Annotated in this window: 21 protein-coding genes, 1 tRNA gene and 1 other RNA gene; 17 read left to right on the forward strand and 6 right to left on the reverse strand. The window is 61.3% G+C overall.

Features of this window, described 5'->3' with window-relative positions; genetic code table 11:
• The first annotated feature begins 398 nt into the window (after positions 1 to 398).
• The 8 genes from AC6CH8_RS13240 to AC6CH8_RS13275 all read left to right on the forward strand — a co-directional run bounded on the left by AC6CH8_RS13240 (position 399) and on the right by AC6CH8_RS13275 (position 7,554).
• Complete coding sequence (locus tag AC6CH8_RS13240) at positions 399 to 818, forward strand: DUF3052 domain-containing protein (RefSeq protein ID WP_026005795.1); 420 nt, start codon at positions 399 to 401, stop codon at positions 816 to 818.
• A complete protein-coding gene (locus AC6CH8_RS13245; protein ID WP_420178282.1) occupies positions 815 to 1,318 on the forward strand; it encodes a peroxiredoxin in 504 nt (167 codons plus the stop codon). Before AC6CH8_RS13240 ends, AC6CH8_RS13245 begins: the two co-directional genes overlap by 4 nt.
• Positions 1,315 to 2,271 (forward strand): NAD-dependent protein deacetylase, encoded by a 957-nt coding sequence (locus AC6CH8_RS13250; RefSeq protein WP_498191006.1) that lies wholly within the window; start codon positions 1,315 to 1,317, stop codon positions 2,269 to 2,271. The genes AC6CH8_RS13245 and AC6CH8_RS13250 overlap by 4 nt, the downstream gene beginning before the upstream one ends.
• 66 nt (positions 2,272 to 2,337) lie before the next feature.
• A tRNA-Val gene (locus AC6CH8_RS13255) sits at positions 2,338 to 2,413 on the forward strand.
• A gap of 109 nt (positions 2,414 to 2,522) precedes the next feature.
• Positions 2,523 to 2,813: a hypothetical protein gene (locus AC6CH8_RS13260; RefSeq protein WP_091468068.1), complete on the forward strand. Its 291-nt coding sequence runs from the start codon at positions 2,523 to 2,525 to the stop codon at positions 2,811 to 2,813.
• Between the two features lie 221 nt (positions 2,814 to 3,034).
• Positions 3,035 to 3,829 (forward strand): IclR family transcriptional regulator, encoded by a 795-nt coding sequence (locus AC6CH8_RS13265; protein ID WP_498191008.1) that lies wholly within the window; start codon positions 3,035 to 3,037, stop codon positions 3,827 to 3,829.
• Positions 3,830 to 3,978: 149 nt separating this feature from the next.
• Positions 3,979 to 5,331: an MFS transporter gene (locus tag AC6CH8_RS13270; RefSeq protein ID WP_498191010.1), complete on the forward strand. Its 1,353-nt coding sequence runs from the start codon at positions 3,979 to 3,981 to the stop codon at positions 5,329 to 5,331.
• A gap of 165 nt (positions 5,332 to 5,496) precedes the next feature.
• The gene (locus AC6CH8_RS13275; RefSeq protein WP_498191012.1) at positions 5,497 to 7,554 is read left to right on the forward strand and encodes an acyltransferase family protein; all 2,058 of its coding nucleotides are present in this window, start codon (positions 5,497 to 5,499) and stop codon (positions 7,552 to 7,554) included.
• Positions 7,555 to 7,562: 8 nt separating this feature from the next.
• Here the strand turns inward: AC6CH8_RS13275 and AC6CH8_RS13280 are convergent, their stop codons facing one another.
• Complete coding sequence (locus AC6CH8_RS13280) at positions 7,563 to 8,630, reverse strand: D-2-hydroxyacid dehydrogenase (protein WP_498191014.1); 1,068 nt, start codon at positions 8,628 to 8,630, stop codon at positions 7,563 to 7,565.
• 70 nt (positions 8,631 to 8,700) lie between these two features.
• On the opposite strand from AC6CH8_RS13280, the gene AC6CH8_RS13285 reads away from it, so the two are divergent.
• Genes AC6CH8_RS13285 through AC6CH8_RS13295 form a run of 3 tightly spaced genes read left to right on the forward strand, consistent with a single transcriptional unit; the run spans position 8,701 to position 11,483 of the window.
• Complete coding sequence (locus AC6CH8_RS13285; protein ID WP_498191016.1) at positions 8,701 to 9,609, forward strand: NAD(P)-dependent oxidoreductase; 909 nt, start codon at positions 8,701 to 8,703, stop codon at positions 9,607 to 9,609.
• A 54-nt stretch (positions 9,610 to 9,663) separates the two neighbouring features.
• On the forward strand, positions 9,664 to 10,434 hold the full coding sequence (locus tag AC6CH8_RS13290) for an SDR family oxidoreductase (protein WP_498191018.1): 771 nt from the start codon (positions 9,664 to 9,666) through the stop codon (positions 10,432 to 10,434).
• Positions 10,434 to 11,483: an L-idonate 5-dehydrogenase gene (locus AC6CH8_RS13295; RefSeq protein WP_498191020.1), complete on the forward strand. Its 1,050-nt coding sequence runs from the start codon at positions 10,434 to 10,436 to the stop codon at positions 11,481 to 11,483. Before AC6CH8_RS13290 ends, AC6CH8_RS13295 begins: the two co-directional genes overlap by 1 nt.
• Before the next feature lie 17 nt (positions 11,484 to 11,500).
• On the opposite strand, the gene AC6CH8_RS13300 is transcribed toward AC6CH8_RS13295, so the two are convergent.
• A complete protein-coding gene (locus AC6CH8_RS13300; RefSeq protein ID WP_498191022.1) occupies positions 11,501 to 12,229 on the reverse strand; it encodes a FadR/GntR family transcriptional regulator in 729 nt (242 codons plus the stop codon).
• A 222-nt stretch (positions 12,230 to 12,451) separates the two neighbouring features.
• On the opposite strand from AC6CH8_RS13300, the gene gnd reads away from it, so the two are divergent.
• Both gnd and AC6CH8_RS13310 read left to right on the forward strand, forming a co-directional pair.
• A complete protein-coding gene (gene gnd / locus AC6CH8_RS13305) occupies positions 12,452 to 13,888 on the forward strand; it encodes an NADP-dependent phosphogluconate dehydrogenase (RefSeq protein ID WP_498191024.1) in 1,437 nt (478 codons plus the stop codon).
• Positions 13,889 to 13,972: 84 nt separating this feature from the next.
• The gene (locus AC6CH8_RS13310; RefSeq protein WP_498191026.1) at positions 13,973 to 14,812 is read left to right on the forward strand and encodes an oxidoreductase; all 840 of its coding nucleotides are present in this window, start codon (positions 13,973 to 13,975) and stop codon (positions 14,810 to 14,812) included.
• On the opposite strand, the gene epsC is transcribed toward AC6CH8_RS13310, so the two are convergent.
• The 3 genes from epsC to msrA all read right to left on the reverse strand — a co-directional run bounded on the left by epsC (position 14,809) and on the right by msrA (position 16,961).
• Positions 14,809 to 15,393, reverse strand: a complete 585-nt coding sequence (gene epsC / locus AC6CH8_RS13315) for a serine O-acetyltransferase EpsC (protein ID WP_091468037.1) — start codon at positions 15,391 to 15,393, stop codon at positions 14,809 to 14,811. The genes AC6CH8_RS13310 and epsC overlap by 4 nt on opposite strands.
• A 41-nt stretch (positions 15,394 to 15,434) precedes the next feature.
• Complete coding sequence (gene cysK, locus AC6CH8_RS13320) at positions 15,435 to 16,370, reverse strand: cysteine synthase A (protein ID WP_017200618.1); 936 nt, start codon at positions 16,368 to 16,370, stop codon at positions 15,435 to 15,437.
• Between the two features lie 66 nt (positions 16,371 to 16,436).
• Positions 16,437 to 16,961 (reverse strand): peptide-methionine (S)-S-oxide reductase MsrA, encoded by a 525-nt coding sequence (gene msrA, locus AC6CH8_RS13325; protein WP_011775087.1) that lies wholly within the window; start codon positions 16,959 to 16,961, stop codon positions 16,437 to 16,439.
• 124 nt (positions 16,962 to 17,085) lie between these two features.
• Here msrA and AC6CH8_RS13330 point away from each other — a divergent pair, with 124 nt between their 5' ends.
• On the forward strand, positions 17,086 to 17,997 hold the full coding sequence (locus tag AC6CH8_RS13330; RefSeq protein WP_091468036.1) for a Nif3-like dinuclear metal center hexameric protein: 912 nt from the start codon (positions 17,086 to 17,088) through the stop codon (positions 17,995 to 17,997).
• Positions 17,998 to 18,086: 89 nt separating this feature from the next.
• On the forward strand, positions 18,087 to 18,824 hold the full coding sequence (locus tag AC6CH8_RS13335) for a zinc ribbon domain-containing protein (RefSeq protein ID WP_091468033.1): 738 nt from the start codon (positions 18,087 to 18,089) through the stop codon (positions 18,822 to 18,824).
• Between the two features lie 30 nt (positions 18,825 to 18,854).
• Here AC6CH8_RS13335 and AC6CH8_RS13340 read toward each other — a convergent pair whose 3' ends face one another.
• Complete coding sequence (locus AC6CH8_RS13340) at positions 18,855 to 19,619, reverse strand: YaaA family protein (protein ID WP_498191029.1); 765 nt, start codon at positions 19,617 to 19,619, stop codon at positions 18,855 to 18,857.
• Positions 19,620 to 19,676: 57 nt separating this feature from the next.
• Between AC6CH8_RS13340 and rnpB the strand changes: the two genes are divergently transcribed.
• Positions 19,677 to 20,068, forward strand: an RNA gene (gene rnpB, locus AC6CH8_RS13345) — RNase P RNA component class A.
• Between the two features lie 263 nt (positions 20,069 to 20,331).
• Entirely contained in the window at positions 20,332 to 21,819 is a 1,488-nt protein-coding gene (locus tag AC6CH8_RS13350; protein WP_091468029.1) for a glyceraldehyde-3-phosphate dehydrogenase, read from the forward strand.
• The last annotated feature ends 51 nt before the right edge of the window (positions 21,820 to 21,870 follow it).

Raw genomic sequence — 21,870 nt, forward strand, 5'->3', positions numbered from 1 at the left:
TCCTTTAGGCGCATGCATCGGCGCCTCAAGTCCGGCAGGGTAACTGCCCGTCGTGAACGCGTCGTGTGCGACATCTCTGTTTCAACAGCCCGGTCGGATGCGCCGGGCAGGTCTTGTGAGCGCTTGGCTGCCTGTGGAACTTCTCGGGGCGGTCGCCCTGCAGCCGTAGCGCTCATGGCCACTCTAGCTTTCGCGGCGTCGCGATGCGTAGCCGTGGGCGCCTGGGGGCGTTGTATGTCACACTCCCGCGGCCTCCGTGACGCAAAGCACGCAATCCTCTTGGCGTCCAAACACCGTGTGGAATGCGGAATATGGCCGCTGGCTGGGACAATAGCTTGAAGCACACGCCCAAAGGGTGTTGGCTGTTAGTAATGGAAGTCACTGCAAAAGGAGGAAACGTGAGCGAGGCCGACGCCGCCACATCGGTAAATGTGGCGGAAAGAATGGGTTTCAAAGATGGGGATCTGATTCAGGAACGCGGCTACGACGACGACGTCGATTTCGACTTGCGTGACGACATCGAAGATGTCACAGGCTCCGAGTTGTTGGATGAAGATGATCATGACGTCGTGGATGCTGTTGTTTTCTGGTGGCGGGATGGCGACGGTGACCTTGTTGATGCCCTGATGGATTCGCTCACCAACCTGAAGGAAGGCGGGGTTGTTTGGGTACTGACGCCAAAGTCGGGCCGTGACAACTACGTTTCTCCTGCAGACATCCAGGATGCCGCCCCCACTTCAGGACTACACCTGACTACATCGGCAGGGGTCTCAAAGGACTGGAGCGCCACGCGTTTGGTGCCCAAGAAGAACAAGTGACAGCAGTCCAACAGGCTCCGGCCCAGGTGCTCGTTCCTGAAGCGGGGCAACTTGCGCCGGATTTTGAACTGCTGAATCAGTACGGCGAGCCTGTCCGTTTGGCCGACTACCGGGGCCGCAACGTTGTCCTCGTGTTCTTTCCCTTTGCTTTCTCCGGCATTTGCACCGGCGAACTCTGTGAGATTCGCGACAACATCGCGGACTTCAAGGATTCGAATGCCACGGTACTGGCGTTGTCCGTAGATAGTAAGTTCGCACAACGGGCCTACGCGGAGCATGAGAACTTTGGCTTCGACCTCTTGGCGGACTTCTGGCCGCATGGGGCCGTGGCACGGGACTATGGCGTCTTCGATGAAGCGAGTGGAATGGCCCTAAGGGGGACGTTCATCATCGACGCTACAGGCGTCATCCGCTATGTCGTTGTCAATCCCCGCGGCCAAGCGAGGGACTTTGCCGAGTATCGCCGGGCGTTGTCGTCTTTGGCGGACCAGCAGTCATGAACCATCCCAGGCCCGGAGTCGGTATGACTGGATTTGCCAGCATGCCCTCCGCGCCCGTAGGGCAACTTGACCCCGAAGAGTTGCAGGCACTCGAGGTTACCGGGGATCTCCTAAGCGGGAAGCGCTTAGCTGTACTCACCGGAGCCGGGCTGAGCACCGATTCAGGGATTCCTGACTACCGTGGGCCCGGTTCTGCGCCCCGGAACCCCATGACCTACCAGGAGTTCGTGGGAAGTGAGGCAAACCGGCGGCGCTATTGGGCGCGGAACCACATCGGTTGGTCCCACCTCAGGCAGGCCGATCCTAATGCCGGCCATAAGGCAATCGCGGTTCTGGAACGTCGCGGCCTGTTGTCCGGTCTCATTACACAAAATGTTGACAGGCTCCATGAGGACGCCGGAAGCATCAACGTGGTGGACTTGCACGGCCGATTCGACCAAGTGGTTTGCCTCAGCAATGGACACACCTTCACCCGGCGCTTGATCGCAGCGATCCTTGAAGAAATCAATCCCGGTTTCCTCGAGGCGGCGCTGGAGTCCGGTGTAGTAGAGATGGCTCCGGACGCTGACGCAACAGTTGAGGACCACGAGCTCATTACCTCGTTCGTGATGGCGGTCTGTCCCATTTGCGGTGGGACGTTGAAGCCGGACTTTGTCTACTTCGGTGAGAACGTCCCCAAGGATAGGGTGGCCCGCGCCTACGAGATGGTGGATAACGCGGACGCCCTCTTGGTGGCGGGATCGTCGCTGACGGTTCAGAGCGGATTGCGGTTCGTGCGCCACGCCGCAAAATCGGGAAAACCAGTGGTCATTATCAACCGGGGAACTACCCGCGGCGACGACTTTGCTCAAGTGAAATTGGAACTGGGAGTCAGCGGCGCATTGGACTATCTTGCGCGGTCTTTGCCGGATCTTCCACAAGCTCCTGCGCCGATTGGTGTTTCGGGCGGTTGATCATGTAGAGTCATTGTTCGTTGGTTGAAGCGCGGAGGAAGTTGCGAAGCGCGGAAGCCGCGGTTTGGGTCTTTAGCTCAGCTGGTAGAGCGCCACGTTTACACCGTGGATGTCATCGGTTCGATCCCGGTAGGACCCACCAGGAAAACCCCGTCATTCAAGTCGAAAGGCTTGGAGGGCGGGGTTTTTGTTTGCCTCCTTCCAGCCGCCCACGATCTTCAATGTCAGACCTGCACCCTACGGTTTCTTCCATGGAGCACGTACACATCGTCACAGTTGAGCCGGGCGCCCCGGCGGTCATCATGAGGGGCGGCCGGGAGTGGCGCATGGTGGTGGAACCAGTGCGGTGGTTTGAGCGGGTTGCCTGGTGGGAGCAGTCCCGCCGGATGCCCAGGGGGCAAGGGCGGGTTGATATTGAAGTCTGGCAGGTCCAGGTCCGCCTAGGGAGCAACCCACGGTCCGGCATCGCTACCTGGGAACTGGTGAGGGACGGAACTGGTGGGGGCTGGCGCCTCCGGGGCGAGGAACTCGCTGCTGCTTAGGCTGACGCCGGAAATGGATGAGCTCTCCACCACGACTATTGGGGGATGCCGCGGTGGAGAGCTCGAAGATGAATATACAGAGAACTTTTGGGTTTGGAAAGTACGGTCTCACCGGAGACGCGGCGTGGGGCTCAACTCACCCTGCTGAGACGGCCCCATTCCACTATGATGAGTATTGTTCAGCAGAATGAACAGTCGAATAGCGATGTCGAAGGAGAATCATGGCCGATTCCCGCACCTCCCGTTCCGAAGGGCTGGGCGCTTCGTCGCCGGCGCCTGCCGTCACTCGCGCTGCAGCCGTGTTGGAGGTGCTGGCCGAGTCCCCTACGGGCCGACTGACGCTGAGCGATCTCTCGCGTGAACTCGGGATTCCCAAGTCCTCCACGTCCAACCTGCTCTTGGCGCTGGAAGAAGCGCGGCTCATTACCCGCCAAGGTGCCGACTTTGCCTTGGGGAGAAAGCTTGTGGAACTGGGGGCTGCATACCTCAGTCGCCTGGACGAGGTGCAGGAGTTCTACAAGTACTGCGAGCAAGCGCCTACGCTCTCGGGAGAGACTGTGAGAATTGCGATGCTCGACGGCGACCACGTCATCTATTTGGCGCGCTATGAAGGTCATCCAGCGGTCAGACTGACGTCCAACATCGGCGATAAGATGCCCGTCTCGCTCTGCAGCGTCGGCAAGGCCCTGATTGCACAGCTTCACGATCACGATATCGACGCGATGTTCCCGGATGGCATGGAGTTGCCCACCATGACGGCGAACTCCCTTAAGACCACGGAAGAGCTCAAGGCCCAGATTTCCACCATCCGCAAGCAGGGGTACGCCTTCGAGGATGAGGAGTCCACGGTAGGCGTAGTCTGCCTGGCCGTGCCGGTCCCTACCCACGGGGCACATGGCCCAAGCCTTGGCCTGTCGGTGACAGCGCTCAAGGCCACCTACTCGGAGGAGCAGGGCGCCCTCATGGTCAAGGAACTTAAGGAATTGGCGCGTTCCCTGGGTAACCCCATGGGTTAGTTCTTTTCAAACGCTCTAAATAAATCTGATTACAACCTTGGCAGTGCGTTCAACAAGCTGTACGCTGTTCATCATAGTGATCTTGGCGGTGATGCCATCACTATCTCGCTGGGCCAACGGGGGCCCGGGGTGATTTTGAGGGAGTGCTTGTGATAACTCGTGCAAATGAAAAGCTCGCGGCCGAGGCCGGGGACGCTGTAGTTGAGCCGGAACAGCTCCGGCGGGCTACGCTGGCCAGCTCTGTCGGCTCCGCGCTGGAGTACTACGACTTCTACATTTATGGCTTGGCTTCGGCGCTGATCTTCGGTCCGCTGTTCTTTTCTCCGCTGGGCCCTGACGGCGCGTTGATTGCGTCGTTCGCCACCTACGGCGTTGGCTTTGCTGCCCGTCCGTTTGGCGGTTTGATCTTCGGCTACATCGGGGACAGGTTCGGAAGGAAAATGGTCCTCATCCTCACCATCGCTTTGATGGGAACTGCAAGCTTCGCCATTGGCCTTCTTCCCACCTTCGAACAAGCCGGAATGCTCGGCGCTGTATTGCTGGTCACGCTGAGAATCATCCAGGGGTTGGGGGCCGGAGCCGAGCAAGCCGGCGCTACGACCCTGATTTCAGAAGTGGCTCCGCGCCGTCGTCGTGGGTTCTTCGCTTCATTGCCGTTTGTCGGCATTCAGTTGGGCACGCTCCTCGGTGCCGGCACCTTCGCGCTCATTGCCATGGCGGACAAGGCTGTCCTTCAGGGGTGGCTGTGGCGGGTGCCTTTCCTGGCCAGTTTCATTCTGATCGCCGTGGCCATTTTCATCCGTCTCAAGCTCAAGGAAACGCCCGCGTTTCAGGAGTTGGAGAAGCACAAGAACGTGGTCAAGAACCCCATTGGCGCTCTCTGGAAGCACTCCAAGAAGAACGTGTTGCTCGGCATCGGTCTTCGGATGGGGGAGAACGGCAACTCTTCGATCTACTCCGCGCTGCTGGTGTCCTTCATGAGCATGCCGGCGGGCGTGTTCGCTGGTAACAACTCCATCGGTCCTGTGGGTTTGCTGATCGCGGCCGGTTTCGCCGCCGTCATGGTGGTAACTTTCGGTGCCTTGTCCGACAGGTTCGGCCGTGTTCCTGTGTACCGCTACGGCGCACTCTTCCAGGCGATCATCGCGGTTCCTGCCTTCTACCTGGTCACTTTGGGGAACGTCACGTTGGTATGGGTAGTCATGGCGGTAGGCATTGCAATCGGCGTCCAGTCGATGCTTGGCCCCCAGTGCCCCCTCCTTCCAGAATTGTTCGGCTCGCAGTACCGCTTCACCGGCGTCGCCATGAGTCGCGAAATCTCGGCGGTCCTGGCTGGCGGACTTGCACCGCTGCTCGGCGCGCTGATGTTGGCCGCCACCAACCACTCATGGCTGGTCCTGGCCATCTACTCCCTGGTCCTGGCGCTCATCTCCTTCGTGACCACATTCTTTACCCCTGAGACGGCTGGCAGGGACCTCGTCAGTACCGAAGACGCAAAGTAGGTTCCGCAAAAGCACCTGCACCAGGAATACTCAAAACAGCGCGGCACCTCCTTCAAGAGGGTGCCGCGCTGTTTTGCGACTGAACACAAAAATGAGTGGCTCAGACTGTGGTGGAAATTCGCGGGTGGCAGTGCAGAATTGGTGCAGCGAAAGAGGAGCGTGTCGATGACGGCAACCAAGGGCCTTGCGTCACCGGAGAGTACCGGGCAGGTCCGGGCCGGGGCAGGGAAGGCTACGTTTCGGCCTGAGATCCAGGGCCTGCGTTCCTTGGCCGTACTCATGGTCGTCTCCTACCACATTTGGTTCGGCCGGGTTTCCGGTGGAGTGGACGTCTTCCTGCTGATTTCGGCGTTCCTGATGACGTTGCAATTCGTCAGCCGCTACGAGGACGCGCGGCCGGTATCACTGGTGAGGCACTGGCTGCACCTGTTCTGGCGGCTGCTGCCTGCCGTCGTCGTGGTCCTGCTTGGCACTCTCGCGGCCACGTATGTGTTCATTCCCCGCACACGCTGGATCGAAATAGTCAGCCAGGGATGGGCTTCGCTGTTCTACGTCGAAAATTGGCTGCTCCAGCGCCAGGTGGTCAATTACTACGCGGCAGACCACAGCCTGGCGAGTCCTTTTCAGCATTTCTGGTCGCTGTCCATCCAAGGGCAGGTCTTTATTCTCTGGCCGGCCATCTTCGTTGCCACGGCCTGGGTGTGCCGCCGTCTGAATCTGCGGTACCGGGCCGTGCTGCTTGGAGTCTTCGGGCTGATCTTCGCAGTATCGCTGGCGTATTCGATCTATTTCACGGCGGCCAATCAGGAATTGGCCTACTTCGATACCTTTGCCCGGTTGTGGGAGTTTGCCTTGGGCACGCTGGTGGCGCTGTTGCTTCCGTATCTTCGGCCCGGGCGGGGACTGCGAGGCGTGCTTGGCTGGGTAGGGGTGGCCGCCATGCTGAGCTGTGGCGCCTTTCTTCAGGTGCAGACCGCGTTTCCTGGGTTTGTGGCTTTGTGGCCGACCCTCGCGGCCGTGGCTGTCATTGTCGCGGGGCGATCGGGCAGCCGCTTCGGAGTTGACAGGATCCTTTCGTCCAAGCTGTTGGTGGGTCTGGGATCTACCTCCTATGCGCTCTACTTGTGGCATTGGCCGTTGTTGGTGATTACTTTGGTGTGGATCGGCCAAGACCATGCAGATGCGATCACCGGCACCTTGATTGTGGGTGCGTCGCTGCTGTTGGCGTTCCTCACTACCCGGTTTGTGGAGCAACCCTTGCGTGCATGGCGATGGCCGGAGGCCAAGCGCCGGCGTCTGGCGTTGGCTGTATTTGTTTGTCTTGCGGTCGCTGCCGCTCCGATGGTGCAGTTCGGATACCAGCAACAAATGGCGAAGAACATTACCGCTTCGCAGAATGCCGACGATAACCCGGGGGCGCGGGCGTTGCTACCCGGATATGTCGACCTTGTTAGCGAGGGCGCGCGGACGCTGCCCACCCCTGAGCAGCTGCCGGAAGATTGGGGAAGGCTCGACGGCGCATGTACCGGAGATCTTCGTCCAACGGATCCGGTGCTGTTTGCAGAGTGCCAGCAGAACGACGTCGGTGCTGACGCCGAGAGGACCGTCTTTGTGGTGGGTCAGTCCCATTCGCTTCAGTGGCTTGGAGCCATCGGCCCGCTGGCCAGGGAACACCAGTGGCGTGTCCAGGCCATCACGTTCGGGGCCTGCCCGTTCATGACCGAAACGGACGAGGTGGGGGACGAATGCAACGCCTTCAACCGAAACGTCCGGGAACACATCCGGATCCATCAGCCCGATGCTGTCTTCCTTGTGGGGACGGCAGCAGTTACAGACTCGCCGGACGAGGACCTCACTTGGGGTCTTGACGAACTGGTTGGCGAGATCACTGACCAGGGCATTGAGGTCATCGCCATGAGGGACAACCCGCGCTTCTCATTCAGCCCGAGTGAGTGTGCGATGGCGTCCGGCGTAGAGGACCCACGCTGCCGTCCAGCCCAGTCGTCGGTGCTTGCCGATAGCAATCCCTTGGAACAGTTGGAGGGTACTTTCACGGGGCTGTCCATCCTGGACATGACGGACCTCATCTGCGACGGCACGTCATGCCCGGGCATCGTCGGCAACGTATATGTCTACCTCGACGACAACCACCTCTCGAGTACCTACGTCAGGACCATGACCGAGACGTTGTCCGAGAGGTGGTTTGACGCCACAGGATGGTAGTTTCCGGCCTAGTAGAAGTGGACCGGATCAACCAGGTGGGGGAGTTCGCCACCGTCCAGGAATGTGCGCAGGTTGCTGCAGAAGCGTTCCGTGATGAGCCGGTTTTCCGCTGTGCTTAATGCCGAGGTGTGCGGTGACACCAGAACTTTGGGATGATTCCACAAAGGGCTGTCCTGCGGAAGTGGCTCCACCGCGAATACATCGAGGCAGGCGTATGAGACCTGGCCGTTGTTCAGGGCTTCCAGCAAAGCGACCTCATCCACTACGGTGCCGCGGCCGACGTTGACGAATACGGTTCCCGGCTTCATGGCGGAGAAAATGTCCTTGTTGAACAGCTTCTCCGTGTATGGGGTGCCGGGCAGTGTGTTCACCACTGCGTCGGCGTCCGCCAGCAGGCCGGGGAGGCCCTCATTGGTGGTGACCTCGTCGATCCCCTCCATCGGTTCCACAGTGCGCTTCGTTCCACTGACCTTCATCCCCAAGGCCCGGGCGATTCGAGCCGTCTCCATGCCAATCTCGCCGAGGCCTGCGATGACCACTTTGGAGCCGTTGACCAGCTTGGTGGGCGTCCGCAGCTCAGGCCAGTTTTTGGTGGCCTGGTCCTGCGCCATTTCGGCGCTGCGCTTGAACCCGTTGAGGATGCCGAAGGCTGAGAACTCTGCCAGGGGCAGCGCATGGACACCCGCGGATGTCGTCACGCGGAACTTTTGAAGGGTTTCCGTGTCCAGGCCGGATGCCTTGACGGCGCCACCCGCTCCGGCCGCCATGGCGTGGATCCATTGCAGGTGGGGGTTGCTGTCGGCTATGCGCGCCAGTCCGGCCGGGCTCTCGTTAGGGAAGCCGTACAGGACCTGGGCCCTGTTAAGCATGGCCCAGTAGCGTTCCTCCTGCTCCGGCGTGCGCTTGAACTCCGGATCGCCAGCGTGATCGGCGGGGAATCTTTCCGGCGGAAGAAGTTCGGGATCGTAAAAAACGGTTACAGAGGGATCTACAGCGCGGATCAGCTCTACGTGCTCTGCTTCGAGCGGCACAGCGATGGCGATGGTAAGTTCGTCAGTCGTCATGGTGTTCATCATACTGAATGGAGGCTAGGATATTGAACAGAAATCTCTTGGATGACCACAAAGAAGTGAGGTGTTACCTACCGTGACCAGCAAACGCGTGGGCTTCGTCGGCCTAGGACTCATGGGAGCGTCCATGGCTTCCAACATCGCCGGCGCAGGATGGAATGTCATCGCCTGGAACCGCTCCGACACCGTTTTTGAGGACCTCTCCGGCGTCCGCCGCGCAGCCAGCGTTGCAGAGCTGCGCAACGAAAACACCATCATCTTCATGCTCCCTGACCTGCCCTTCATTGAGGAAGCGGCCACGGAATTGCTCGAGTCATGGCGGAACGATCCACCCGAGCCGGGCACCGCCGTCGTCATCATGAGCAGCGTCTCACCAACCGCAGTCCGGCTGTTCGGCGAGACTGTTCACCAGGCATCCGGTGGCAACGCCGCGGTGGTTGATGCGCCGGTCAGCGGCGGCACCTCCGGGGCACAAAGCGGAAGCCTGGCCATCATGGTGGGCGCGACCGAAAGCCAGTTCGAAGCGCTCGAGCCGCTCTTGGGAACCATGGGGACCACGGTGCGCCGCATGGGTCCTCTTGGATCGGGGTCGCTCGCCAAAGCCTGCAATCAACTCATTGTAGGAACCACGACGGCGGCGCTGGCCGAAGCGGCCGAACTCGCGGAACGCTCCGGCATGGATGTGGTGGCGCTTTACGAGGTCCTCTCGGGAGGGCTGGCCGGAAGTCGGGTGCTGGACAACGTAGGCCCCCGCCTGGCTGCCAAGGACTATGCCCCGACTGGGCCGGCCAAGTTCATGCATAAGGACTTGGGCTTCGTGCTCACCAGCGCTGAAGCGGTTGGCTCCGCCGTCCCCATGGCTTCGGCGGCAATCGATTTATATGACGAACTCAAGCGCCAAGGACTCGGAGACCAAGACCTCGCCGTGGTTCGCCAGGCCATCGCAAACCTGAGCGTGGCAGCCGCGGCGTCGAACAGCAACTGACCGGGGCAACTGAAGAAGAGACGGCCCAACCGAAGAAGAAATGACGTACAAACTATGAATGGACTTTTTGATCTGACCGACCGGGTTGCGTTGGTCACTGGTTCAAGCCGGGGGATCGGTAACGCCCTGGCTAGGGGGCTTGCGGATGCCGGAGCTACCGTGGTGCTCAATGGCATCAATGCCGAAAGGCTGGAAGCAGCCCGGCAGGCCATGGCTGCTGACTACCCGGAGGGAAGGGTCCACAGCCTGGCCTTCGACGTCACCGACGCCACGGCCGCCGCTGAAGGAATGGCCTGGGTGGAGGAGAACGTGGGTCCTCTTGACATCTTGGTGAACAATGCCGGAATCCAGCACCGTGTTTCCATGCTGGACCTTGATGTGAAGGACTGGGACCGTGTGATTAGCACCAATCTCACCAGCGCCTTCCTTGTGGGCCGGGAAGCGGCCCGGCACATGATCCCCCGGGGACAGGGAAAGATCATCAATATCTGCTCTGTCCAGACGGACCTTGCCCGTCCCACCATTGCACCCTATGTGGCGGCCAAGGGCGGACTTCGCAACCTGACCCGCGCCATGACTGCAGAGTGGGCTGCCTCCGGATTGCAGATCAATGGCATAGCGCCCGGGTACATCCACACGGAAATGACCCAGAACCTGGTGGATGATGACGATTTCAACTCGTGGATCCTGGGCCGGACGCCGGCCAGCCGGTGGGGTACAGTAGCCGATCTTGCCGGGCCAACTGTATGGCTCGCCTCGCAGGCATCCAATTTCGTGAACGGCCAGACGATCTTCGTCGACGGCGGAATGACGGTGGTGGTCTGATGGGCATCAATCTCCCGGCCTTCGGCCCCGCCGTAGTCGCCCACGGCAAGGGCGATCTCAGGATTGAAGACATTCCCTTGACGGCACCTGCTCCCGATGAGGCGGTGGTGGAGATCGCCTACGGTGGGATCTGCGGGTCAGACCTGCACTATTGGCTGCATGGTGCAGCGGGGGAGTCCGTCCTCAAAGAACCCCTGGTCCTCGGGCACGAAATCGTAGGCGTGGTGGTCCGGCAAGCTGTTGATGGTGCCGGCCCCGGGGTTGGCACACGTGTGGCTGTCCATCCGGCTACCCCTGCCTCAGGTGACGTCAGGTACCCGGAGGACCGGCCAAATCTGTCCCCGGGCTGTACGTACCTGGGCAGTGCTGCCCGGTACCCGCACACGGACGGCGCATTCAGCCGCTACGCCAACCTGCCCACGCGAATGCTGCGACCGCTGCCGGAAAACCTGGATCTTCGCACCGCAGCCCTGGTTGAACCTGCCAGTGTTGCCTGGCACGCGGTAGGACGCGCAGGAGACGTCAAGGGTAAGACCACACTTGTGATCGGCAGCGGCCCTATTGGTGCGCTTGTGGTCGCCGTTCTCAAGCGTGCCGGTGCGGCCAGGATCGTCGCTGTCGACATGCATGACAAGCCCTTGGAAATCGCCCGGGCCGTTGGCGCCGATGACGTCCTTAAAGGTGATGATGCGGATGCCATCGCCGCCGTGGATGCCGATGTCGTTATTGAATCCTCTGGAAGCCATTTCGGACTGGCCTCGGCCATCAAGGGTGCTACCCGGGGCGGCAAAGTGGTGATGGTGGGGCTCCTGCCGTCGGGACCGCAGCCGGTGTTCATCTCACTGGCCATCACCCGCGAGTTGGAACTGCTTGGCTCGTTCCGCTTCAACAACGAGATCGATGAGGTCATTGATGCCCTGGCTGATGGCTCGCTGTTTGTCGATCCTGTGGTGACACACGAGTTCGACCTCGCCCAAGCCCTGGAAGCCTTTGAGGTGGCGAAGAACTCAGCCGAATCCGGCAAGGTGTTGCTGAACTTCCGGCAGTAGCTGGCTTTTGGCGACAGTCAGTTCTGCGCGATGGGGACGAAGACGCGGGGCTGGTCATTCCAGCTGGGTGCCAACTCCGCGATGGTCTGCCGCATGATCTTGGCGGCGGCATCGCGCGCGACGGAACCGTCGCCGGCGTCGATCGCGTGTGCGACATCCATGTGCCACTGAAGCGCCTGCTTTTGGGGGTGTTCCGGCATGAGCCCATGGACGGTGCGGCCGGTGAGGGTTTCAGTGACCTGCCCAATAAGGTTGGCAAACATTTCGTTCCCGGAGCCGGAGAGGACCAGCGCATGGAACCGGATATCGAGGTCAAGGAAGCGGGCCATATCGCCGGCATCACCGGCTTCCTTCATGGCAAGGGAGATGCCCACCAGCTCCTGCCGAAGACTTTCGGGTGCGTTTCCCGCGGCCAGCTCTGCTGCAACAGGTTCGACGGCGGAACGGAGTTCGGCCAGCGACCTCAACTGGGCGCCACGCCCCTCGCCGGCAAGCCGCCAACGGATCACCAGCGGATCGAAGGGATTCCAACGGTGGGCCGGGAGGACCCGGATGCCCACTCGCTTAATGGTCTCCACCAGCCCCAGCGACTGCAGTACACGGACAGCTTCACGGACAACGGAGCGCGATACTTTGAGCTCGTCTTCCAAATGCTCGGCCAGCATGACGTGGCCTGTAGGAAGGGCGCCACCGACAATCCTGGTGCCCAAATGCTCTACGGCGCGGTAGTGGAGGCTGGTTGACATAGAGGTAAGCATAGTGGCGCGGGGACGTCCCGTGCGCAGTCGGATCCGGGTCGGCATCATAGACTGTTTATGACGCGGCGCCGTTCCAAAACGTGGGCGCCGCTTTCCGGCCCACGGTTTTAATACGTATGGTTTATTACAGCCCCTGGTTTTGAATTCGCTTCCTGCGTGCCCCCAGGGGGGTAGGTGGGACTGTTTGCACACGAACGAATTGGAGTTTTGATGTCAGCACACATCGGTGTCACCGGCCTTGCGGTGATGGGCGCCAACCTGGCCCGCAACCTCGCCCGCAACGGCTTCACCGTGGCTCTCCACAACCGCTCCGTGGAAAAGACTGACGCCCTGCTCGAAAAGCACGGCACGGACGGCGACTTCATCCGCACGGAAACCCTGCAGGAACTCGTCGACTCCCTCGAAAAGCCCCGCCGCGTCCTCATCATGGTCAAGGCAGGCGCTCCCGTTGACAACGTGATCGAGCAGCTCGAACCGCTTCTCGAAGCCGGTGACATCATCATCGACGCCGGTAACTCGCACTACGAGGACACCCGCCGCCGTGAAGCCGCGCTGGCCAAGAAGGACCTCCACTTCGTAGGCGTCGGCGTATCCGGTGGCGAAGAGGGCGCACTGAACGGCCCGTCCATCATGCCCGGCGGCTCGCGTGAGTCCTACGACGCCCTCGGCCCGCTGCTGGAGAAGATCTCCGCGAAGGTCGACGGCGAACCGTGCTGTGCATGGATCGGCACCGATGGCGCGGGCCACTTCGTCAAGATGGTCCACAACGGCATCGAATATGCCGACATGCAGGTCATCGGCGAAGCATTCGACCTCCTCCGCTCCGGCGCCGGCATCGAGCCCGCCGAGCAGTCCAAGATCTTTGCTGAATGGAACAAGGGCGACCTGTCCTCCTTCCTGATCGAAATCTCCGCCGAGGTCCTGGGTCACGTTGACGCCAAGACGGGTAAGCCGTTCGTGGACATCGTCGTGGACGCTGCTGGCCAGAAGGGCACAGGTCGCTGGACGGTCATCTCCGCCCTGGAGCTCGGTTCTCCGATCTCCGGCATCGCCGAATCCGTCTTTGCCCGCGGCCTCTCCTCCCAGACCGAGCAGCGCAAGCTTGGCCAGGAACTGCTGGCCGGCGAAGAAGCCTCCGTGGAAATTCCCGAGACTTTCGTCGAGGACGTCCGCCAGGCACTGTACGCCTCCAAGCTGGTCTCCTACGCCCAGGGCCTGGACATGCTGACCTCCGCTGCCAAGGAATACGGCTGGGACCTCAAGCTGGACGAGATCGCTTCGCTCTGGCGCGCTGGCTGCATCATCCGGGCAGAACTGCTCAAGGACATCACCAAGGCCTACGCCGCCGAAGAGAAGCCAGCCAACCTGCTGTTCGCGCCGGCCTTCACCAAGGCCATCGCCGAGGCCCTCCCGGCATGGCGCCGCGTGGTAGCCACCGCAGTTCAGCTGGGCATCCCGGTACCGGTGTTCTCCTCCTCGCTGGCCTACTACGATGGCCTGCGCCGCAAGCGCGTTGCCGCTGCCCTGATCCAGGGCCAGCGCGACCTCTTCGGTGCACACACTTACGGTCGCGTGGACACCGAGGGCACGTTCCACACCCTGTGGGGAGAAGACAAGTCCGAGATCTCGGCAGTCGACACCCACTAGCAGCACCTTCCCGTCAAAGGCCGGTTCCTCCCAGTTACGCTGTGGAGACCGGCCTTTGCCGTACCCAACTGAAGGAGACCAGCCATGGCACCCCGTATCGCTTTTGTCACCGGGGCTTCAACGGGAATCGGTTTCGAAACTGCCGTCGCCCTCAGGTCCGCCGGTTTCACCGTCTACGCAGGGGCACGCCGTGTGGACAAGATGGAGCCGTTGAAGCAGCATGGCATCACGGTGCTGTCCTTGGACGTCACTTCGGAGGAATCGATGGCGTCTGCTGTTGGCCTGGTTGAAGCGGCACATGGGCGAATCGACCTGCTCGTCAACAACGCCGGCTACGGCTCCTACGGCTCACTCGAGGAAGTTCCACTGGCTGAGGGCAGGCGCCAGTTCGAGGTCAACGTCATGGGCCTGGCGAGGATGACCCAACTCGTCATACCCGGGATGCGCCGCTCGCGTTCAGGCAGGATCATCAATGTGGCGTCGATTGGCGGCAAGATCCATGAGCCCCTGGGAGCGTGGTACCACGGCACCAAATTTGCCGTTGAGGGAATGAGTGATTCCCTGCGCCTGGAGCTGGGGCCGCACGGCATCGACGTCGTCATTATTGAACCGTCGGGAACGGACAGTGAATGGGGCACCATCGCGGGCGAGGGCCTGTTGGCTGCCTCCGGCGGAGGGCCCTACAGCGAGCAAGCCCACGTAGTGGCTACCGCACTGGCATCAACATCCGGAACCGGTCATGTGTTGTCGACCCCGGCGCGGGTTGTGGCGAAAACGATAGTACGGGCCGCAACGGCAAAACGCCCCAGGACCCGCTACCCGGTGGGCAGGGGAGCCTGGAGCGTCCTGGCATTGCGAAGGGTTCTTCCGGACCGCGCCTTCGACGCTGTCTTCTGGAATTTTTACAGAAGGCTCGCCGGCTAGATCCGGTATTCGATGTAGTACTCCGCCGGATCCACAGCGGGTTTGGTTTCCGACCGTGCATCGCGGTGTCGCCATGTGGCCGGAATGCCTGTGATGATGGATTCCGCTGGCGCGTCCTTGACCACCACGGCATTGGCGCCGATTGCGCTGCCGGCACCGATGGTGATGGGCCCAAGGACCTTTGCGCCTGCGCCGATGGTCACGCCGTCACCGATGGTGGGGTGCCGCTTGACCTTGGCCAGCGAACGTCCGCCGAGCGTTACTCCGTGATAAATCATCACGTCCTCGCCGATCTCTGCGGTCTCACCGATCACCACCCCCATGCCGTGGTCGATGAAGAATCGGCGGCCGATGGTGGCACCGGGATGGATTTCGATTCCGGTAAGGAACCTGGCCAGCTGGGAGATCAGGCGCGCGGGAAAACGGAGCGCCGGATTCTGCCACAGCCGGTGCGTCACACGGTGGGCCCAAATGGCGTGCAGGCCGGAGTATGCGAAAAAGTTCTCAAAAGAGCCTCGAGCCGCCGGGTCGTGGGACCGGGCGGCATCGAGGTCTTCCTTAAGCCTTGCGAAGAAGCTCACAAAGACCTTTCTACAGGAAATGAAGGCGTGCGGGCGAAGTGTTAGCCGCGGATGTCGTCGAACAGCACCGTGGAGATGTAACGCTCTCCAAAGTCACACACGACGGCGACGATCAGCTTGCCGGCGTTCTCGGGACGCTTGGCCAGTTCCAGTGCACCCCACACGATGGCGCCGGAGGAAATGCCGCCGAGGATACCTTCACGAGCGCCGAGTTCACGGGCTACGCGGACCGAGTCCTCGAGGGTAGCGTCCAAGACTTCGTCGTAAACGTTGGTGTCCAGGATTTCCGGAACAAAGTTGGCGCCGATTCCCTGGATCTTGTGCGGACCGGGCGCTCCACCGTTGAGGATCGCGGAGTCCTTGGGCTCGATAGCGACAATCTGCACGCCGGGCTTGCGCTCCTTGAGGACCTGGCCAACACCTGTGATGGTGCCGCCGGTGCCTACGCCAGCAACAAAAATGTCTACTTCGCCATCGGTGTCTTCCCAGACTTCCTCGGCGGTCGTGGTGCGGTGGATCGCCGGGTTGGCCTCGTTGGCGAACTGCTGAGCCCAGATGGAGTTCTCCGTGTTGGCGACGATTTCCTGTGCCTTCTCGACGGCGCCACGCATGCCCTCGGAACCGGGCGTCAGGACAATTTCCGCACCGTACGCACGCAGCATGACCCGGCGCTCAGTGGACATGGTCTCAGGCATGGTCAGGATGACCTTGTAACCGCGGGCTGCACCCACCAGGGCCAGTGCGATGCCGGTGTTGCCGGAGGTACCTTCGACGATGGTTCCACCGGGCTTCAGGGCGCCGGACTTCTCGGCGGCATCAATGATGGCCACGCCGATACGGTCCTTGACGCTGTTGGCCGGGTTGTAGAACTCAAGCTTGACTGCAACGGTGGCGTCGAGGCCTTCGGTCAGCCGGTTCAGACGGACCAGCGGGGTGCGGCCGACAAGCTGCGTGACGTCGTCGTAGATCCTTGCCATGAAAATTACGCCTATCTCTGAAGAGGGATTGCTGAGGTCAGCCTAACCAGCAGGATCGAAACCCTGCTAAGCAGTAAGCCACGCAGAGTAATATTTCCGGGCCTTAGCCAATTTCGGGTTAATGATCACCTGGCAGTACCCCTGATACGGGAACTTCGCATAGTAATTCTGGTGGACTTCCTCGGCCTCATGGAACTCGGGAAGACGGCTGACCTCGGTCACAATCGGATCGGACCATAGGGCCTGGGCGCGCTCGATGGCTTCCTCGAACAGCACCTTCTCTTCCGTCGTTGTGTAGAACATCGAGGACCGGTACTGGGTTCCCACGTCATAGCCCTGACGGTTCAGCGTGGTGGGGTCGTGCAGGGCGAAGAACATGTCCAGGATGACTTCCTCCGGAACCACGGTTTCATCGAATGTCACCGCGACAACTTCTGCATGGCCCGTAGTGCCGGAGCACACTTCGTAGTAATCGGGATTGCGGACGTGGCCGCCGGTGTAACCGGATACAACCGAGCTGACGCCGCGGGTCTTCTGGTATACGGCATCAAGGCACCAGAAGCAGCCGCCGCCAAGTACGAAAGTTTTCATGTTCTCTTCAATGGATCGGAGGGCCTGATGATTCCCGCTTCACCTTACGGGAGAATTACGGCACCAGGGAGGTGCTGCCGGTGCGGCAACCGCCCGATCGGGCCCAGTAGGGAAGAATAAGAGCATGGAAGCAGTAAACACCGACATTTCTGATGCGGATTCCGTCGAAGAAGACGAAACAGTTGACGCCAGCGGTGATCCTACGCTCGGTCAGGTGTTGCTGGCTGTCGAGGAACTCTGGCCGGAGTCCCTGGCTGAAGACTGGGATGAGGTGGGCCTTGTTGTCGGCCGACCCAACGCCCCTGTCACCAAAATCCTCTTTGCTGTGGATCCCACGCTGGCCGTGATCGATGAGGCCGTGGAGTGGGGAGCCGAACTGCTCATCACACACCACCCCCTGCTTCTCAAAGGGGTGAACTCTGTGGCAGCCACGTCCGCAAAGGGCCTCGCTGTCCACCGGTTGATAGAGGCCGGTACGGGCCTTTTGACCGTGCACACCAATGGTGATTCAGCAGTGGGCGGGGTTTCTGATGTCCTGGCCGACGCTTTCGGATTGGAGAACGTCACTCCGCTGACTGCTGCTAGCAACGGCCTTCCGGAGGAGGGCATCGGCAGGGTGGGGGACCTCCCTGAACTTGAGACGCTCGGTGATTTCGCAGCGCGCGTCTTTGAGATGCTGCCCGCTGTCGCCGGGGGAGTCCGGGTGGCTGGCGATAAAGACGGCCTGGTCCGGCGTGTCGCAGTTTGCGGTGGAGCCGGGGACAGCCTGTTCGACGCCGTTCGGGCCAGCCATGCGGATGTGTACGTCACGGCAGACATGCGTCACCACCCGGCATCGGAGGCCCGCGAAGGTGCCACAAACGGCAGGCCCTACCTGATCGATGTTTCGCACTTTGCCAGTGAGTGGCTGTGGCTGCCTGCAGCCGCCGAAGCGCTGGGTAACGTGCTCGCAGACCAGGGCTACGACGTCGAGATCCGCGTCAGCGGCACCAACAGCGACCCATGGGACTTCATACTCACTCCCGGCGGGGACTAGAGTCTAGAAAGATACGGGCAGCCCATACAGATAGTGGTGGTCCGGCCGGACCTGATCCCCAGGACCGGTGGCGATTAGCGGAGGTAAGCGTGGCGAAAGCAGCACCGGCAGAACAATTGAAATTGCTTGAACTGCAGGGGCTCGATGCCAAGCTCAGGTCGCTTGCCGGCCGACGGAAGGTTCTGGAAACAGATCCACGCATCACGGACCTCACGGATGCGTTGAACGTGGCCAACGGCGAACTTGGCGCTGCCAAGGTTGCCGTCCACGACGCCGAGGCGGAACTTCGCCGTGCGGAAGCCGACGTTGAGCAGGTAGCCACCCGCATTGAACGCGATGAGACCCGGCTCAACAGCGGCACCGGCCTGTCCAAGGACCTGGTGGCGCTGCAGAGCGACATTGCCTCACTCAATAAGCGCCGTTCGGACCTTGAAGACGTGGAGCTCGAAATCCTGGAGCGCCTGGATACGTTGCGGGAGCGTCAGGCTGCCCAGCAGGCGATCGTGGACGACATCCAGGGTTCGTTCGGCAGCATCCGGGCTGAGCTGGACGAGGCTATTGCAGAGATTGCCGCTGAAGAAACGGTGGTCCGCGGGCAACGTGCCGCTTTCGCGGAATCCCTGGACGCGGGAGTGCTTGCCATCTACGAGAAGACCATTACCAAGCGGGGCGTCGGTGCAGCCCGGCTGTTCCACGGTAAATCCGAAGGCTCCGGCATGATGCTCAGCCCCGGCGACCTTGCCGAAGTCAAAGCAGCCGCAGAGGACGACATTGTTTTTTGCCCGGACTCAGGTGTCATCCTGGTCCGTTCGGCGGAGTGGAACTGACGCAGCCCAACCTCAGCTGGGCAGGAGCAGTCAGTTGGACAGGATGATGTTAAGCGCGTGCGGCTTTCGGGCCGTGCCCTCAACAAGTTCTGTTCTCCAGATTTCCCCCGCGGCCTTCAGGAGCTGATCCGGGGTTGCCGGCGCCTTGCCGCGCCGGGTCAGCAAGTGTCGCGCAAGTTCCCCGCGGGTGTGTTTGGCGAAGTGGCTGACAACCGTGCGCTTGCCGTTCGCCTCGTTGAAGACGTTGACATTGACTGTCTGCGTCGCCGGGGGAGCCCAGGCCGCGGCGTAGGTGCTGGAGCGGCAATCGACCAGGAGCTCACCTTCAGCACGTGAGGCGAGGGCGGCGTTAAGCTGCGGCTTCCAGTAGGACGCGAGGCGTCCGACGTCGGGCAGTGCAGTTCCCATGGACAACCGGTAGGCGGGCACATGGTCGCCAAAGCCGATGGCGCCCCACAGTGCGGAAACCACCAGGATGGATTCGTTCGCCTTCCGGCGCTGCGTCGGGGTCATGCTGTTGTAGCCAAGGGCGTCATACAGGACCCCTGAATAGACCTGATGCGCGGGAGCGGCCGGTTCGGCATGCAGCCGCGTATTACGTTCGACGTCGTCCCGCAGCGAGGCGCCGACCCCCAACAGCGCAAGTGCATCCTCGTGCGCGCTCACCGTGCCCAACGCTTCTAGTACTTTTGCCCGGTGCGGGTTCAGTTCAGGGAAGCTGAGCGATTCCCAGTTGATGGAGGGACCGTTGGCAGCGGGGGTCTTGCCTTCGGAAGGCGGCAGCAGAATCAGCACCCGTCGATATTACCGGGGTCTTTGGGTGGTCCCAACGCCGGTAGACTGGACGGCGGATGGGTCGACCAGGCGGTCGCGCGTCACGAAAGTGGCTCGAGGAACGTCCGGGCTCCGCAGAGCAGGGTGGTGGGTAACGCCCACTCGGGGTAACCCGCAGGCCAGTGCCACAGAGAAGAGACCGCCTGCGCGTCGTGATGTTTGCATCGCAGCGCAGCAGGTAAGGGTGAAACGGTGGTGTAAGAGACCACCAGCTCCCTGGGTGACCGGGGAGGCTAGGTAAACCCCACCCGGAGCAAGGCCAGACAGGACACGCTTGAGGGCTGCTCGCCCGAGTGTCCGGGTAGGCTGCTGGAGGGCGTCGGCAACGGCGTTCGTAGATGGATGGCCGCCACTCCTTTTCCGGTAACGGCAGGGGATGACAGAACCCGGCGTATCGGTCGACCCATCCATTTATTACTCCCGAATTTCCGCCGTGTGAGTGATTTCACGCCGCGGGGCGGCCTTCACCGCTTCCTTCCGCCCTAGAATGGTTACTGAACGTAGATGTTCTGCCGCCGGGACTGCGTTCGCAGCCGGCGGATTTTCTTTGCTCTCGTTCAAGGCGCTGTGGGTGGACCGAAGCCCGCCGGCGCATGAGCCGCAGGACTACTCCGGGCGGCCGCTGCCATCTGCATACGAAGACGTATGTGGTTGACCCAAGGAAGGTAGTTCTGTGAGCCAGACGTCAGATTCTTGTCTTGATAAGTGGATGGGCCGGGAGGCTCTCGCCGAGGCCATGATTCCGGTGATCGGCCGGTTGTACCGGGAAAACAACGTGGTCACGAGCATCCACGGCCGGAGCCTGATCAACAAGTCCACCATGAACATCCTGAAGGCCCACCGCTTTGCGCGCCGGATGAGCAACCACGAGCTGCTGCTCGAAGAGACCGCACCGCTGCTGAACGCCCTGTCCGAGCTGGAACTCGGCGCAGCCGCCATTGATATCGCACGTTTGACAGAGAAGTTCCGGGCCGAAGGCAACGGCGCCTCGCTGGATGAGTACCTGCGTGCCGAGCTCGCCGAAATCGTGGGAAAGCGTGGCGCAGACGACCGCACCAGCACCGACGTCGTTCTTTACGGCTTTGGCCGCATTGGCCGCCTCCTGGCCCGCATCCTCATTGAGAAGGCCGGTGGCGGGCACGGCCTGCGACTCCGCGCGATCGTAGTGCGCAAGGGCGCCGAGAACGATCTTGTAAAGCGCGCCAGCCTGCTGCGTCGTGACTCGGTACACGGTTCCTTCGAAGGCACCATCCGCGTGGACGAGGAAGCCAACACCATCACCGCCAACGGCGTGCAAATCCAAGTCATCTACTCGGACAACCCGGCCACTGTGGACTACACGGCCTTCGGTATCAAGGACGCCCTGGTGGTGGACAACACGGGCCGCTGGCGCGACGCCGAGGGTCTCTCCCAGCACCTGCAGAGCAAGGGTGCTTCCCGTGTGCTGCTCACTGCACCGGGCAAGGGTGAGCTGAAGAACATCGTCCACGGCATCAACCACCGGGACATCTCCGATGATGACAAGATCGTCACCGCGGCATCCTGCACTACCAACGCCATTACGCCGGTGCTGAAAGCCATCAACGACAAGTTCGGCATCATCCACGGCCACGTTGAGACTGTGCACTCCTTCACCAATGACCAGAACCTGATCGACAACTTCCACAAGGGTGATCGCCGCGGCCGTTCCGCGGCCCTGAACATGGTCATCACGGAGACTGGTGCCGCCAAGGCCGTAGCCAAGGCACTTCCGGAACTGCAGGGCAAGCTCACGGGCAATGCCATCCGCGTTCCTACTCCGGATGTTTCCATGGCCATCCTGAACCTCAACCTTGAAAAGGGAACCACCCGCGACGAAGTCAACGACTTCCTCCGTGAGATGTCCCTGCACTCCGATCTTCGCAAGCAGATCGACTACATCGACTCTCCCGATGTTGTCTCCACTGACTTCGTTGGCTCACGCCGCGCGGGCATCGTTGACGGCCTCGCAACGATTTCCAACGACAAGAACCTCGTTCTCTACGTCTGGTACGACAACGAGTTCGGCTACTCCTGCCAGGTAGTCCGTGTCATGGAAGAAATGGCCGGCGTAAACCCGCCGTCGTTCCCGGCACGCGACGTGGTTGCTCCCATCGCAGTGCTTGAAGGCGCTGGAGCCTAAGCACGCCGAAGTATTCACGGGTTTCCCGGCTGAGTCACTGGTATCAGCCGG

The organism is Paenarthrobacter sp. GQ52, assembly GCF_059759005.1.